Here is a 14,689-nt window from a genome sequence, read left to right as displayed (position 1 = left end):
CTTAGCGAGGCGCAGGAAGTTCGATACTTAGCGAATCACAACGCGTGCCGGAGGTGGCGGGCAGCAAGGCGCATACAGGCGAAAGTCAGATGACGATGCGGAATCAGCAGAGAGTGTCATAAACGCGCCTGTAGCATGGGGTTGAGGCCAAACGTTAACAGATTGTTTACACCATGTCATCCATTTAGCCGTTGCGGAAACACCTCACGCAGCCAGTCGATCAGCACCCGCAGGCGCTGGGTGAGATGGCGGCTCTGCGGATAGACCACGTGGAACGGATAGTCGGACGGACGCCAGTCGGCGAGGATCTCCACCAGCCGTCCGGCCTGCAAATCCGCGGCCGCAGCGTAACGGAACGTCTGAATGATGCCCAGACCCGCCACCGCCGCGGCAAGGTGCGCGTTGCTCTCATTGACGCCAACGCGGTGCGCGGTCTTGACCTCGATTCGCTCTTCGCCGTGGCGGAAGCGCAGCGGAAAGGCGCGCCCGCTCTGCGGCGACAGATAGCTGATGATGCGGTGGCCATTGTTCAGCTCCTGCGGATACGCCGGAATGCCGTAGGTCCGCAGATAGCCGGGCGTGGCGCAGGTGATCATTTGCGCATTGCCTAAGTGCCGTGCCACCAGTGACGAATCGCTCAGCGGACCGCCGCGCACTACGCAGTCCACGTTATCACTGATGAGATCCACGGTGCGATCGGACACGCCAAGGTCCAGGGTAATATCGGGAAACCGGGCGACAAAATCGGGCAGCGCCGGCAGCAGTACATCACGCGCCGTTGAACCGCCGATATCGATACGCAGCTGACCGCGCGGCTTTGCCGTGACGCTATTGAACGCACAATCGATATCTTCCAGATCGCGCACGATGCGCAGCGCCCGCTCGTAGTAATCGCGCCCTTCTGCCGTCACCGTGACCCGGCGCGTGGTGCGCTGCAACAGGCGCACGCCGAGATGCGCTTCCAGCTCCTGCACCAGCTTACTCAGGGTGGCGTTAGGCATATCCAGTGAATTGGCGGCCCGGGTAAAGTTGCCTGCCTCGACCACGCGGGCGAACGCCCGGATTGCCAGCAATTGATCCATTGTTACCCCTAACCTGATTATCCACCCAGAGAAATAGTCCTTTCGATTTTACACCATTTATCCGTAAAAGCGGCAGCGCTACAGTGCACTTCACCGACGGCAAGGCCGTCACCACTTAACCTGATCAACTGTGGAGTACATACTATGAACCTGATTCTGCAAGACAAAATTGCTTTAGTGACCGGCGGCACCTCCGGTATTGGCCTCGCCACCGCTCAGGAACTGGCGGCACAGGGCGCACGCGTGTTTATCACCGGTCGTCGTCAGGCTGAGCTGGATGCGGCCGTCGCCAGCATCGGCGCCACCGCCACCGGCATTCGCGCCGATGCAGCACAGTTAAGCGACCTCGACGCCGTCTATGCGCAGATTGCACGCCAGGCCGGCCGGCTGGATATCCTGTTTGCCAACGCCGGTGGCGGCGACATGCTGCCGCTGGGGGCCATCACAGAAGAACATTTTGACCGTATCTTCAGTACCAACGTCCGCGGCGTGCTGTTCACCGTGCAGAAAGCGCTGCCGCTGCTGAGCGATAAGGCATCGGTGATTGTCACCGGCTCCACCGCCGCGATTCAGGGTACGCCGGGCTTCAGCGTTTACAGCGCCAGTAAAGCGGCGGTGCGTAACTTTGCCCGCTCGTGGGCGCTGGATGTGAAAGACCGCGGCATCCGCATTAACGTGGTGAGCCCTGGCCCGGTACAGACGCCAGGCTTAGGCGGCCTGGTGCCGGAAGATCAGCGCCAGGGGCTGTTCGATGCGCTGGCCGCGCAGGTACCGCTCGGTCGTCTGGGTGAGCCGGGAGAGATTGGCAAGGTGGTGGCGTTTCTCGCCTCCGACGCCGCCAGCTTTATTAATGCAGCCGAACTGTTTGTCGATGGCGGTATGGCGCAGGTGTAAGCGGGTATTGTACCGGTGCGCCGCCCGGCGCACCGGCTTTCTGCCTGAAGCATGGCTGCGGTTAACGCAGCGAATGCTCACCTGCCACCGCTGCCGGCTCGCCAGCGGTGAGCTGCTGCTCCAGCTGCTCCAGCGATATGCCTTTGGTCTCCGGCACGCGACGCAGCACAAAGACAAAGCCCGCCGCACAAATCACGCCATACAGCATAAAGCTGCCCGCTGCACCAAGTCCGGCATTGAGGATGGGAAAGGTATAAGTCAGCACAAAACAGGCAATCCACAGCGCCAGCGTGGCGACCGACATCGCCAGACCGCGAATCCGGTTGGGGAAAATTTCCGCCAGCAGCACCCAGGTGACCGGTGCCAGCGTCAGCGCATAAACCGCAATCGCCGCCAGTACCAGAATCAGCACCGGCCAGCCGGTGATGCCCAGCGTGTAGGCACCGGCGATCAGTGCATAACACAGCGTCAGTCCTCCGGCGCCGATCAGCATCAGTTTGCGGCGACCGAGCCGGTCCACCAGCGGCAGCGCCAGCACTGTTGCCAGCAAATTGATCAGGCCGGTGGCCACGATCGACTTCAGCGTACCGTTGATATCGAAACCAGCCGAAGCAAAAATCTCCTGCGCATAATTGAAAATCACGTTGATACCGCACCACTGCTGGAAAATCGCCAGCACGATGCCGGTGATGACAATCGGCAGCGTGCGCGGAGCCAGCAGCGAGCCGGCGCGGGCGCGCGTTTGCTGGCGATCCTGTTCCAGCGCGCGGGCAATCTCGCGCTGCGTCTGCTGCGCATAAGCAGGCGAACCAATTTTATTCAGCATCGTCAGCGCGCGCTGCGGCTGGCCCACCAGCATCAGCCAGCGCGGTGATTCCGGCACCCACATCATCAGCAGCAGAAACGCCAGCGACGGCACGGCAGCCGAGGCGAACATCCAGCGCCAGCCAACCTGACCGTTCCAGGTTTCACGCAGCGCCGCATGGGTTGATGCGCCGACGACCGGATCGGCAATCATCAGGTTGATCAGCTGCGCCGCCAGCACGCCAATAACGATTGTCAGCTGGTTAACCGCGACAAACTTGCCGCGCTTGTCTGCCGGGCTGATCTCCGCGATGTACATCGGGCTGAGCGCCGAGGCGATACCAATGCCGACGCCGCCGATAATGCGCCACCAGACAAACAGCGTAAAGCTGCTGGCCAGCGCGGTGCCGATCGCCGACACCACAAACAGCAGTGCGGCGACGATCAACGGCAGCCGCCGCCCCAGCTTGTCCGCTGACCAGCCGGACACCAGCGCGCCAAATACGCAGCCCACCAGCGCCGAGCTCATCGCCCAGCCGGATGCCGCCGGATCGGTGACGTTGAACCAGGCCTCATAGAAGGGTTTGGCCCCGCCAATCACCACCCAGTCATAGCCAAACAGCAAACCGCCGCAGGCTGCCACCAGACAGATGCTCCACACGTAACGCATATTCAGATGTTGATGATTGTTCACGGCCACTCTCCGCACCAGGGTCAAAGTGCGGCTATCTCACCACCGATACCGCAGGGTGAAAGTTCAGGCCCTCACAGATTTTAGTAACAGGAGTTTAGTAAACTACGCCGTACCGGGATCGGCCTCGACATAGAGATAACCGATGCCGAGGACCTGACGGGCGCGATCCAGCTGACCAAAATGCACGTTGGTGGCTTTGCTTTTTAGCGCATCGCGCGGATCAAAAGGATTGAAATCAATCTGGTGCACGATGGTCTGCAGCCAGCTCTCACCAAAAGTACAGCTGCGACCGTACAGCCAGATTTGATTGATATTCAGCGTATTAAGGAAATTGTACAGACTCATGCCGATGGCTTCCGCGCTGCGCTGCGCCCACTCGACGATCCACGGCTCGCCGGCCTGCCAGGCAGCCAGCAGCTGACGGCTGGTGGGCTGCACCGCCTGCGGCGCGCGCTGATGCGCCAGCCGCTTAAGCGTGCTGAGCGAGGCGACCGTCTCCAGGCAGCCCTGCCGTCCGCAGTTACAGCGCTCCCCGTGCGGATCAATAATGGTGTGGCCAATCTGCCCGCTGCCGTACAGGTTGCCGCGAAAGATCTCGCCGTTGATGACAAATGATGAGCCGATGCCGTAATCGACATTGATGACGCAGAATTCGGCCAGCGCATTGCGGTTCAGCCACTTTTCCGCCAGCGCCAGCATCACGCAGTCGTTATCGACGCGGACGTCAACTGCCAGCTTCTCCTCCAGCAGAAACTTCAGCTGCAGCGGGCTGCGCCACGCCGCCTGCGGCATATGCTGCGAGACGCCGGTTACCGGATCGACCTGCCCGTGCACCGCCAGCGCCAGATTAATCTGCCGCTTCGGCCAGCGTTTACAGGTCGCGCGCCACACCGTTTCAATCTCTGCCAGCAGCTGCTCTGGCGTCTGCGCGTTGATGCTGATTTGCTGATAGTCGCCCTGCGCCACCAACTGCGCATCCGCCAGCTGCAGTTCAATGCTGGTCGGCTTGACGCACAGGCACAGCGTCCACGCGCCCTCGGCTGGCAGCTGAAAACTGCCGTTGCTGTTGCCGCGCGTGCTCAGCGTGGCGCTGGAGTGCTGCACGTGGCCCTGCTCCAGCAGCTCCTGCAAAATCTTGCTGGCCGCCGGAATGGTCAGGCCGCTGAGCTGTGCCAGCTGCGATTTGCTCAGACGTTTATGACGCCACATTAACTGCATAAACAGCGCTTTGTTGTGCTTACGCACCTGGAAATTATTCAGTCCGACGGTTTTCACGCGGCCTCCTTTCGCTTCATCCGCGCTCATCTTACTAAACAGTGTTTACTGACTTCTGTGATGGTTGCGCCATCCTGCGCGCCTGCCGTGCTTTAGAGTCCCTGCTCATAACAACCCGTTCGGGCTATCCCGGTAAAAAACGTTCTGATAATGCCGGGCGAACGCTTTATCTGGCTGTGCTGACACCAACCCTACAGAGAAAACATAATGACAACATCACCTGCAACCCATCCGTGGCTGATCCGCCTCGGCATTCCGCCCGCGCTGGCCTGGGGCTATCTGGCGGTCCTGCTGTTTATGATTGGCGACGGCGTCGAGTCCAACTATCTCGCGCCCTATCTGCACGAAAACGGCTTCTCCCTGAATATCGCTGCCTGGGTAATCGCCTTTTACGGCGTCACCGTCACGCTGGGCTCATGGCTGGCCGGTTCGCTGTCAACGCTGATCGGCCCGCGTAAAGTGATGCTGGCGGGCGGCCTGATCTGGATTGTGTTTGAAGTGCTGTTCCTGGCCGTGGCGCTGCCGTCACACAGCGTGCTGCTGCTGGCACTAACCTATGGCCTGCGCGGCGTGGCTTATCCGATGTTTGCCTACGCCTTTCTGGTGTGGATTCAGTCGGCGGCCCCGGCGGAGATGCGCGGCTCCGCCACCGGCTGGTTCTGGCTGGCATTTACCGGCGGGCTGCCGACGCTCGGTTCGCTGGTAGCGATCTTCTCTATCCGCCTGGTGGGCGAATACGCCACCTTCTGGCTGTCACTGGGTCTGGTGGCGATCGGTCTGCTGGTGATGCTGCTGGCGCTGAAAGAGCGCAGCGGTTATCAGTCGCTGCTGGATGCCGAACATCGTCAGCAGGGCACGCTGCGCACGCTGATGGGCGGCATCGATATTCTGTGGCGTGAGCCGCGCATCGCTGCCGCGGCAGTGGTGCGCATCATCAACACCACGCCCTACTTCGGCTTCTTTATTTTTTTGCCGGGCTTTTTCACCGAACAGATTGGCTTTTCCCAGACCGAATACCTCAGCCTGATCACCATCATGGGACTGGTGGGCATGAGCTTTAATCCGATCGTTGGCAAGCTGAGCGACCGCATCGGCTGGCGCAAAGTGCTGACGGTGTTCGGCGGCCTGGGTTCCGGCGTCTCGATGCTGCTGATGTACTTTGTGCCGCAGTGGAGTCACGGCAGCTTTGTGCTCAGCGTGATCTGCGCCTGCCTGTACGGCATCACGCTGTGCGGCTACGTGCCCGCCGCCGCGCTGTTCTCCTCGCTGTGCCAGCCGAAGGATAAAGGTAACGCCATGGCGATTTACTGCTTCGCCGCCGGCTTGTCCACTTTCTTTGGACCGGCGCTGTACGGCGCAATCAATGCGCTGCTCGGCACACTCGGGGTGGTTTGGGGCTACGCCTTCCTGTATCTGGTGAGTGCGTTTATCTCGTGGCGTTATCTGCTCAGTCCGCTCGATCCGGGCGAGCAGCACAACCCGGCGGCGCAGCGCCTGCGCCGGTTAGATTCCATCGCATCGGAGTAAACGGAGCGTTATGAAAGAGTACGATTACATTGTGGTGGGCGGCGGGAGCGCGGGCTGTATCGTTGCCGCGCGCCTGGTCAGCGAAGGAAATGCGCGCGTGCTGCTGCTGGAGGCCGGGCGCGACGAATACCATCCGGTGCTGAAAATGCCCGCCGGCTATATGAAGTTTCTCGCCAGCGACCGGTTTCTGACGATGCATCAAACCGAAGCGCAGCCGCAGCTCAACGGACGCGGCGTGATCGTGCCGCAGGCCAAAGTGCTGGGCGGCGGTTCGACTGTCAACGCCATGGTCTACATGCGCGGCCATAAACAGGATTACGCCGACTGGAACCAGGCGCTGGGCCATCAGGGCATCGACTGGTCGTGGGAGGCGCTGCTGCCGCACTTTACCGCCATTGAAGATAACGATCACCTCGGCGCACCCAATCACGGCGTTGGCGGCCCGATGAAAGTGTCGCATCTCGGCCACTTCAGTCCGCTGAGCCGCGCCTATGTCAAAACCCTGCAGGGGCTGGGTATTCCCTACACGCCGGATTTTAACAGCGGCAATCCGTCTGGCGTCGGCTTCATGCAGCACACCATTGACGGTCAGACACGACAGCGCTGCAGCGTGGTCGATGCGTTTATCAACCCGCTGCGCCATGACGCACGGCTGACGCTGGTCACCGGTGCGCAGGTGGAAGAGGTGCTGTTTGACGGCACCTGCGCCAGCGGCGTGCGCTATCGTCAGGATGGCCAGCCGCAACAGGCGCGCGCCAGCCGCGAAGTGATTCTGGCCGCCGGTGCCTACCAGACGCCAAAACTGCTGATGCTCTCCGGCATCGGTCCGCAGGAACAGCTGAAACAGCACGGTATTACCGTGCGCCATGCCTTGCCGGGCGTGGGTAAAAACCTGCAGGACCATTACGAAGTGCCGGTGGTTGCCAGCACGCGCGGTGCGTTTGGCTACTACGGCCAGGATCGCGGCTGGCCGATGGTCAAAGCCGGACTGCAATATCTGCTGTTCAAAAGCGGCCCGGTGACCACCACCGGCGTGGAAACCTGCGCCTTTTTCGATCCGCTCGATTTCACGGCGACGCCCACCATTCAGATGTTCTGCGTGCCAACGGTTTATCTCGATCGCGATGTAATGGGGGCCGATCCCGGTGACGGTGTCACAGTGAATTCTCTGCTGCTGCGCCCCAAAGCCACCGGTGAAGTCACGCTGCGCGATAACAACGCCAGCAGCCTGCCGGTGATCGATACGCAGATTTTCGGCCATCCGGACGATTTAGCCCGCACCCTCGCCGGCTTTCGCTTTGCGCGTCAGGTGCTGGCCGCCGCGCCCATCCGCGAGATGGTCGATGAAGAGATTTTCCCTGGTGCAGAAGTCACCAGTGATGAAGCGATTGGCGCCCACTGCCGGCGCATGGTAAAGACCGGCTATCACCCGGTCGGCACCTGCCGCATGGGCCACGATGACGATCCGCTGGCGGTGTTGCACGACGACCTGCGCGTGCGCGGCGTACAGCGGCTGCGCGTGGTGGATGCCTCGATGATGCCGAATATTATCAGTGGCAACACCAATGCGGTGGTGATGGCCGTGGCGCATCGCGCTGCGGAGCTGGTTCTGCAGTCGCAGATTGTTGAGCACAAGGAGGCCGTGTATGAGTGACAAACTGGCGCGCCTGCAACAGGCGCTGGCGCACTGGCAGCTGGATGCGGTATTGCTGACGCGCCGCGATAACATCGCCTGGCTGACCGACGGGGCCAGCTATTATGTAGTGGATCGCGCCGAGACTGGCGTTGCCAGCCTGCTGATTGGCCGCGACAGCGTGCTGCTGCTGGCACCGGACAATGAGCTACCGCGCATTCTGGCCGAAGAGCCGCTGCCGTTCAGCTGTGCGACCCGGCACTATCCGTGGTACCAGTCGCTGAGCAGCGTGCTGCCGGCGGGCCATATCGGTAGCGATACGCCCATGGCAGGATTGAGCGATATCCAGCCGCAGATGATCACGCTGCGCCAGGGGCTGAGCGCACCGGAACAGCAGCGCTTTCGCACGCTGGGACAGGAGACGGCGCAGGTTGTCGAAACGGTGGCGCGCCAGCTGCGCGCGGGCGTCAGCGAATGGCAGGTCGAAGCCGACATTGCCGCCGGCTGTCTGGCGCGCGGCATTCGCCCGATGTGCACGCTGGTGGCCGCCGATGAGCGCATCGCCGCATTTAAACATCCGGTGCCGACGCACAAAACGCTGCAGCGCATGATGCTGATCACCCTCGGTGCCGAACGGCACGGTTTGCATGTCAGCCTGACGCGCCTGGTGCATCTCGGTGAACCCGACGCGGCGCTGCGCCAGCGCATTGTGACGCTGGCGGAGATCCATGCCGATATGCTGTATGCCACCCAGGTGCAGCGCAGCTGGTCAGCGGTTTTTGCCGACATCACTCAGGCTTATCAACGCCACGGTCACGCTGAGGCATGGCGCGATCATCATCAGGGCGGTCCGGCCGGTTACGGCTGTCGCGACTGGATTATCACCCCGGAGAGTCGCGGCGAGGTGCAGCCCGACACCGCCGTGGCGTGGAACCCGACGCTGAGCGGCGTGAAAAGCGAAGACACTTTTTTGCTCAGCCGCAGCGGGCTGGTGCCGCTCACGCGCAGCGACAGCTGGCCGCTGATTCGCCTGCAGCGCGGTGATAATACCTTAGAGCTGGCCGACTGGCTGATTCTCCCGACATCCTCATAAGGAAGCGACTATGTCCCCACGTTTAGCCAATAAAACCGCCATCATTACCGGTGCCGGCAGCGGCATCGGCAGCGCCATCGCCACCCTGTTTGCGCGCGAAGGCGCCCGCCTGGCGCTGTTTGATCGCGACGCACACAGCAGCGAAGCGCTGGCGGCGCAGCTACAGCAGCAGTCCGGCCAGCGCTGTCTGGCCTGCGCAGCCGATGTCACGCAGCCGCAGCAGGTTAGCCGCGCGGTACAGCAGGCGCAGCAGGCGCTGGGAGATATTGATATCCTGATCAACTGCGCTGGCGTAAACGTTTTTCGCGATCCGCTGACGCTGGACGAGGATGACTGGCAGCGCTGCATGAACACCAATCTGAAAGGGCCGTACAACCTGATACGCAGCGTCCTGCCGGCGATGCTGGCCCGTCAGTATGGCAACATCGTTAACGTTGCCTCGGTGCACGGGCACAAAATCATTCCCGGCGCCTTCCCTTATCCGGTGGCTAAACACGGGCTGATCGGCCTGACGCGTTCGCTGGGCGTGGAGTACGCCGCGCAGGGCATCCGCGTAAACAGTATTTCGCCCGGTTTGATCATGACGCCAGCCGCTGAAGCCTGGCTGGCGGGCTGTCCGGATCCGCAGGCCGAGCGCGCGCGTCAGGCGGCGCTGCTGCCGTGTAAACGCATCGGCGAGCCGGATGAAGTGGCTTACACCGCGCTGTTTCTCGCCAGCGACGAGGCGCGCTTCATCAATGCCACCGATATCCTGATCGACGGTGGGCGCAGCCAGATGTATCACGAGTGAGCCGGAATCACCGGTTACGGATGCACGCGACGGCAATGGTCGGCACCCGCCGCCACCGGATGGGCGGCGATATCAGCGCGGTCGGCGCGGATTGTCGCGGTATCGACGTCAAAGCGCTTGTCGCGGTCAGCCAGCAGCGCCGGATTGAGCTGACCGTCGGCGGTAAAGCCCATCATCAGCGTCGGCGCGCCCAGCGGCAGCGTTTTATCGCGGTCGGTATGCCAGGTGTGCCAGGTTTTTCCGTAGGTGTTGACGATTTTGCTCATCAGCGCATGCTCTGCGGCTGGCGGCAGGCCAGGCGCAATCAGCGTACCGGATTTCACTTCATAGCGATGGCTGTGCCAGTACTGCTTTTCCTGCGCCGGCAGCTGCTTAAATAAACGTTCGCTGATGATATATTCCACGCCCATTAATTTGGCGTCTTTTTTGTTACCGTCAAAAATAACCGCCTGCATCACATCGTCATTAAGAATGGTGACGTAGTGATGGGCCTCCATCTGCCCCTGCTGATTTCCGCAGTAATAATGAAAACCATCCAGATACGTATTGATCGCCTCAATCGGCGGCCGCGACTGCAACGCCGCCGCCCCGCTCTCCAGCAGCGCGGTTTTCCCCCCTACCGGCGCACCAGGTGCTGAGACCGGCGAAGCGCTGTTATTCGCGCCACAGCCGGATAATAACAATAACGCCAGCGCGCTAAATACACGGTTTCGCATTTCATCACCCCATTCTTATATTGAGTGATAAACATAGTTAATCAGCGTCAGGACGCGAGCGCAGCGGGAACACTATCCGGCGGCGAATTAAAACCGCCACGCGGTAAATATCAGGCCGCTCAGTTGGCCGCCGATTCAGTGATGAATGTGTCGGCCACTGTTAGCAGAGTGACAGGCCGAGAGGCGAAGCTGGGGGCTGGGTGAATAAGTTTCGTGAGTAAACAGACGATTCCGCTATCATGAGTGAACGCTCATAAAACAAGGCTGCACTGATGAGAGAGTTACCGCCTACCGCCATGCTGCGCGCGTTTGAAGTGGCGACGCGCCATCCGACCTTTACCGCCGCCGCTGAAGAGCTGTTTATCACCCAAAGCGCCGTCAGCCATCAGCTCAAAAACCTGGAAGAGATCTGGGGCGTGCAGCTGTTTCAGCGCGGCAAAACGCTGAGTCTGACGCCGGCCGGCGCGGCGCTGGCACCGATAGTGCGCGAGTTTTTCAGTAATCTGGAAACCACCTTAGCCGACTTACGCGAGCAGAAAGGCCGCGTGCGGCTGCGCGTCAATACCACTTACTCATTTGCGCTGAAGTGGCTGTTGCCGCGCCTGCCGGGCCTGACGCGCCAGCATCCGGAAATTCTGGTGACGCTGGAAAGCACCGATGATGCGATTACCTTCTCGCGCCAGGATTCTGATGTGGCGATCCGCTTTGGACATGGCAATTATCCGGCGCTGCACAGCGAATTTATGTTTCGTGAACAGCTGTTTCCGGTTGCCAGTCCGGCGCTGCTGCAGCGCTTCGGCACACCGCAGGAACCGGCAGAACTGCTGCGCTACCCGCTGCTGATGCGTGATGGCGCCGATCTGGTGCCAAAGTGGGAGATCTGGTTTAAACAGGTCGGCCTGACGCTGGATGCCTTACAGGAGAGCGTACGTTTTGCCGACACCAATATGACGCTGGAAGCCGCGCTGCTGGGGCAAGGCGTGGCGCTGGCGCGCAGCGGTCACGTTGAAAAAGAGCTGCGCGACGGCAGCCTGGTGCGGCTGTTCAGCGTCGCGTTTTCCTCGCCCGCCGCCTACTATTTCGTCTGTCCGCAGGGCATTGAAAGCCAGCCGCACATCGTTGATTTTCGTCGCTGGCTGCTCGCTGAATCACGTCAGGCGCAGCAGGATTATCAGTAAAGCATGAGCTTTTACTCATAGCGCAATGATAAATCTTCGCTTTCCAATCCATTTGCGGCTGCATAGCATCAGCCTATGCCTGATTACATTATTGTCTTAACGCTGTGCGCCGCGCTGCTGCACGCCAGTTGGAACACTTTACTGCGCGGCGGATCCGATCGCCTGTGGTCAATGACCATTATGTGCGTGGCGATCGCGCTGGTGTGTGCGCTCAGTACGCTGTTTCTGCCGCTGCCGGCGCGCGCCAGCTGGAAATATGCGCTGCTGTCGGCGCTGCTGCACGTCGGCTATAACCTGTGCCTGGTGCGCAGCTACCAGAGCGGCGATCTCGGCCAGACCTATCCGATTGCGCGCGGATCGTCGCCGCTGCTGGTGACCTGCGCCGCCGCGCTGTTTGCCGGCGAGCACATCGCCTTTACTACGCTGTGCGGCATCGTGCTGGTGTCCGCTGGCATTGTGTCGCTGGCGCTGCGCGGCGGCAAACTGGCGCTGCCGGGCCTGCGCTACACGCTGGCGACCGGTGCCTTTATCGCCGCGTACAGCGTGGTGGACGGCATGGGCGTGCGCGTTGCCGGCAATGCGTTTGCGTATACCGCGTGGATGTGCAGCTTGTGGGGCATATTAATGCCGGCGGTCTACATCGCGCTGCGCGACAGCAAAAGCCTGCTGCAGTGGCGACCGGGCGTGCTGAGCGCCGCGGCGGGTGGCCTGGTTTCGCTGCTGGCCTACGGCATCATCATTTACGCCATGACGGCAGCGCCGATGGGCGCGGTGTCGGCGCTGCGTGAAACCAGCGTGCTGTTTGCCGCCGTGCTGGGCGCGCTGTTTCTCGGTGAAGCATTAACGGTAAGAAAAATGCTGGCGTGTGCGGTGATTGCACTCGGCACGCTGATGATCGGTTAAGCGATGAGGAGATGGCAGTATGTCTGAACGTTGTAAAATCGCCCTGCTGGGCCCCGGTGCAATTGGTACCACCGTCGCGGCGGTACTGCATGAAGCCGGGCGCACCCCGCTGCTGTGCGGCCGCACGGCCCATGCCCAGTTAACGCTGCGCCACGATGCGGGCGAAATCAGCGTGCCTGGTCCGGTATTGCATGATGTCTCGCACGTGACACAACGCTGCGATTTGCTGTTCGTGGCGGTTAAAACCACCCAGGTCGCGGACAGCGCCGCGTGGCTGGCCACTCTGTGCGATGAAAAAACCGTGGTGTGCGCGCTGCAAAATGGCGTCGAGCAGCAGAGCCAGCTGGGGCCTTATGTCAACGGCGCCACGGTATTACCTTCGGTGGTGTGGTTCCCGGCGCAGCGCGAGCCGGATGCGTCAGTCTGGCTGCGCGCCCAGCCTCGCCTGACCTTGCCGGATGTGCCGCAGGCCGCGCGCGTAGTGGATGCGCTGCGCGATACGCGCTGTGAGGTGGCACTGGCCGCGGACTTTCTCTCCATCGCCTGGCGCAAACTGTTACAAAATGCCGCCGCCGGTTTGATGGTGCTGGCCAACCGTCGCGCCGGCATGTTTAGCCGCGGCGATATCACGCAGCTGGGATTAGCCTATTTGCAGGAGTGTCTGACGGTGGCGCGCGCGGCCGGCGCGGTGCTGGACGACAGCGTGCCTCAGGAAATTATTGATGGCTTTCACCGCGCGCCGCCCGATCTGAGCACCTCGATCCTCGCCGATCGTCAGGCCAACCGCCCGCTGGAGTGGGATACCCGCAATGGTGTGGTACAGCGCTATGGCCGTCAGCATGCTATTGCTACGCCGATTAGCGATGTCGTGGTGCCGCTGCTGGCAGCGGGCAGCGAAGGACCGGGCTGATAAAATAGGTTGCCGGACGCGCGGGAAGAAACAGCTATGCTGCAAATTGTTTATACAACGGCCAGGTTTTGATTGCGCCGCTACCAAGAGGGTGCGATGTTCAGCTGATTTAAACCATCGCCTCCGCGGCATAATCACGATGACAGCAACAGGACGCACTTATGACAGATTACGTTTTTTATCGCAAACAACAGGTTATCGCCACGCTGGAACGATCGGATGTGGAACGTGCCCGGCTGCTGATGGCGGACGGTTACAGCAAGATGGATGAAGAAATTAATGCAGCCAGCGCGCAGACGGCGCTGCGGCGGCTGGCTGATATTCGCCATGAAGAGCACATGACCGAACACGCTTTTGCCACCGGTTCGGTATTCAGCGCGGTGGTCAGCGCCCTGTTCAGACACTGACGTTATGCGCCAAACGCCCCATCAATGGTGTGCATGGCGCCGGTGACGAAACCGGCTTCGGGTCCTGCCAGCCAGGCCACCATGCCCGCCACCTCTTCAGAACGGCCATGGCGTTTGATGGCCATGAAGCTGTGCATCAGATCTTTCATCGGACCATTTTCCGGATTGGCATCGGTATCAATCGGGCCCGGTTGCACCACGTTAATGGTGATGCCGCGTGGGCCGAAATCCCGCGCCAGGCCGCGCGCCAGCCCCTGCAAAGCGGATTTACTTAGCGCATAAGACGCCATACCGGGAATCGGCATACGGTCGCCATTGACCGAACCGATGATGATGATGCGGCCGCCGGCTGGCATCTGTCGGGCGGCTTCAACCGCAGCATGATACGGCGCGTGAATGTTAATGCGGAACAGGCGATCGACCGCGTCCGGATCCTGTTCCAGCGCATCACCAAACAGGGCGATGCCAGCATTAACCACCAGCACATCCAGCGGTCCACTGTCGCGCACGGTAGCAATCACCGCATCGCGCTCTGAGCTGTCGGTATGAACGGCAGCCGAACCGGTTTCGTGCGCCAGTTTTTCGGCGGCCTCCGGCGAACCTGAGAAGGTAAAGGTCACGCTGGCACCCTCATCAGCAAAGCGACGCACGATAGCCGCACCAATACCGCGACTGCCGCCCAGAACCAGAACCTGCTTATCGTTAAAGCCACTCATTTGCATCTCCACGTGTGATTTCTTAGTATGCATTACAAAATGAGCCCGATTTAATGTCAATGCAATT

General features: G+C 61.0%; 14 protein-coding genes. 9 read left to right on the top strand and 5 right to left on the bottom strand.

Going from position 1 to position 14,689, the window contains the following annotated elements; all coding sequences use genetic code 11:
- Positions 1–176: 176 nt before the first annotated feature.
- Positions 177–1,082, bottom strand: coding sequence for a LysR family transcriptional regulator (locus tag AC6I8P_RS20340; RefSeq protein ID WP_058758841.1), 906 nt, complete (start codon positions 1,080–1,082; stop codon positions 177–179).
- Between the two features lie 144 nt (positions 1,083–1,226).
- On the opposite strand from AC6I8P_RS20340, the gene AC6I8P_RS20335 reads away from it, so the two are divergent.
- Positions 1,227–1,976, top strand: a complete 750-nt coding sequence (locus AC6I8P_RS20335; protein ID WP_058758842.1) for an SDR family oxidoreductase — start codon at positions 1,227–1,229, stop codon at positions 1,974–1,976.
- A gap of 61 nt (positions 1,977–2,037) precedes the next feature.
- Here the strand turns inward: AC6I8P_RS20335 and AC6I8P_RS20330 are convergent, their stop codons facing one another.
- Both AC6I8P_RS20330 and AC6I8P_RS20325 read right to left on the bottom strand, forming a co-directional pair.
- Complete coding sequence (locus AC6I8P_RS20330) at positions 2,038–3,474, bottom strand: sugar porter family MFS transporter (RefSeq protein WP_498031297.1); 1,437 nt, start codon at positions 3,472–3,474, stop codon at positions 2,038–2,040.
- Between the two features lie 102 nt (positions 3,475–3,576).
- Positions 3,577–4,749 (bottom strand): ROK family protein, encoded by a 1,173-nt coding sequence (locus AC6I8P_RS20325; RefSeq protein WP_459732467.1) that lies wholly within the window; start codon positions 4,747–4,749, stop codon positions 3,577–3,579.
- 207 nt (positions 4,750–4,956) lie between these two features.
- Here AC6I8P_RS20325 and AC6I8P_RS20320 point away from each other — a divergent pair, with 207 nt between their 5' ends.
- From AC6I8P_RS20320 to AC6I8P_RS20305, 4 genes are read left to right on the top strand one after another with little or no spacing between them, the layout of a single operon-like run.
- Positions 4,957–6,276: an MFS transporter gene (locus AC6I8P_RS20320; protein WP_021509553.1), complete on the top strand. Its 1,320-nt coding sequence runs from the start codon at positions 4,957–4,959 to the stop codon at positions 6,274–6,276.
- A gap of 10 nt (positions 6,277–6,286) precedes the next feature.
- Positions 6,287–7,930: a GMC family oxidoreductase gene (locus AC6I8P_RS20315; protein WP_498031296.1), complete on the top strand. Its 1,644-nt coding sequence runs from the start codon at positions 6,287–6,289 to the stop codon at positions 7,928–7,930.
- Positions 7,923–9,002, top strand: coding sequence for a M24 family metallopeptidase (locus tag AC6I8P_RS20310; RefSeq protein WP_498031295.1), 1,080 nt, complete (start codon positions 7,923–7,925; stop codon positions 9,000–9,002). Before AC6I8P_RS20315 ends, AC6I8P_RS20310 begins: the two co-directional genes overlap by 8 nt.
- A 10-nt stretch (positions 9,003–9,012) precedes the next feature.
- The gene (locus AC6I8P_RS20305) at positions 9,013–9,792 is read left to right on the top strand and encodes an SDR family oxidoreductase (protein ID WP_498031294.1); all 780 of its coding nucleotides are present in this window, start codon (positions 9,013–9,015) and stop codon (positions 9,790–9,792) included.
- A 14-nt stretch (positions 9,793–9,806) separates the two neighbouring features.
- On the opposite strand, the gene AC6I8P_RS20300 is transcribed toward AC6I8P_RS20305, so the two are convergent.
- Entirely contained in the window at positions 9,807–10,508 is a 702-nt protein-coding gene (locus tag AC6I8P_RS20300; RefSeq protein WP_498031293.1) for an OBAP family protein, read from the bottom strand.
- 272 nt (positions 10,509–10,780) lie between these two features.
- Here AC6I8P_RS20300 and gcvA point away from each other — a divergent pair, with 272 nt between their 5' ends.
- The 4 genes from gcvA (at position 10,781) to AC6I8P_RS20280 (ending at position 13,906) form a co-directional block, all read left to right on the top strand.
- Entirely contained in the window at positions 10,781–11,686 is a 906-nt protein-coding gene (gene gcvA / locus AC6I8P_RS20295; protein ID WP_141496073.1) for a transcriptional regulator GcvA, read from the top strand.
- 75 nt (positions 11,687–11,761) lie between these two features.
- The gene (locus tag AC6I8P_RS20290; RefSeq protein WP_104093550.1) at positions 11,762–12,589 is read left to right on the top strand and encodes an EamA family transporter; all 828 of its coding nucleotides are present in this window, start codon (positions 11,762–11,764) and stop codon (positions 12,587–12,589) included.
- A gap of 19 nt (positions 12,590–12,608) precedes the next feature.
- Entirely contained in the window at positions 12,609–13,499 is an 891-nt protein-coding gene (locus AC6I8P_RS20285) for an oxidoreductase (RefSeq protein ID WP_498031292.1), read from the top strand.
- A 161-nt stretch (positions 13,500–13,660) separates the two neighbouring features.
- Positions 13,661–13,906 carry a hypothetical protein gene (locus AC6I8P_RS20280; protein WP_498031291.1) on the top strand — a complete coding sequence of 82 codons (246 nt, stop codon included), beginning with the start codon at positions 13,661–13,663 and terminating at the stop codon, positions 13,904–13,906.
- Positions 13,907–13,908: 2 nt separating this feature from the next.
- Here the strand turns inward: AC6I8P_RS20280 and bdcA are convergent, their stop codons facing one another.
- The gene (bdcA, locus tag AC6I8P_RS20275; RefSeq protein ID WP_132463630.1) at positions 13,909–14,622 is read right to left on the bottom strand and encodes an SDR family oxidoreductase; all 714 of its coding nucleotides are present in this window, start codon (positions 14,620–14,622) and stop codon (positions 13,909–13,911) included.
- Positions 14,623–14,689: the final 67 nt, after the last annotated feature.

This window comes from gamma proteobacterium symbiont of Lampromicra miyakona (assembly GCF_059730895.1).
This window is presented reverse-complemented; position numbering and strand designations above follow the sequence as displayed.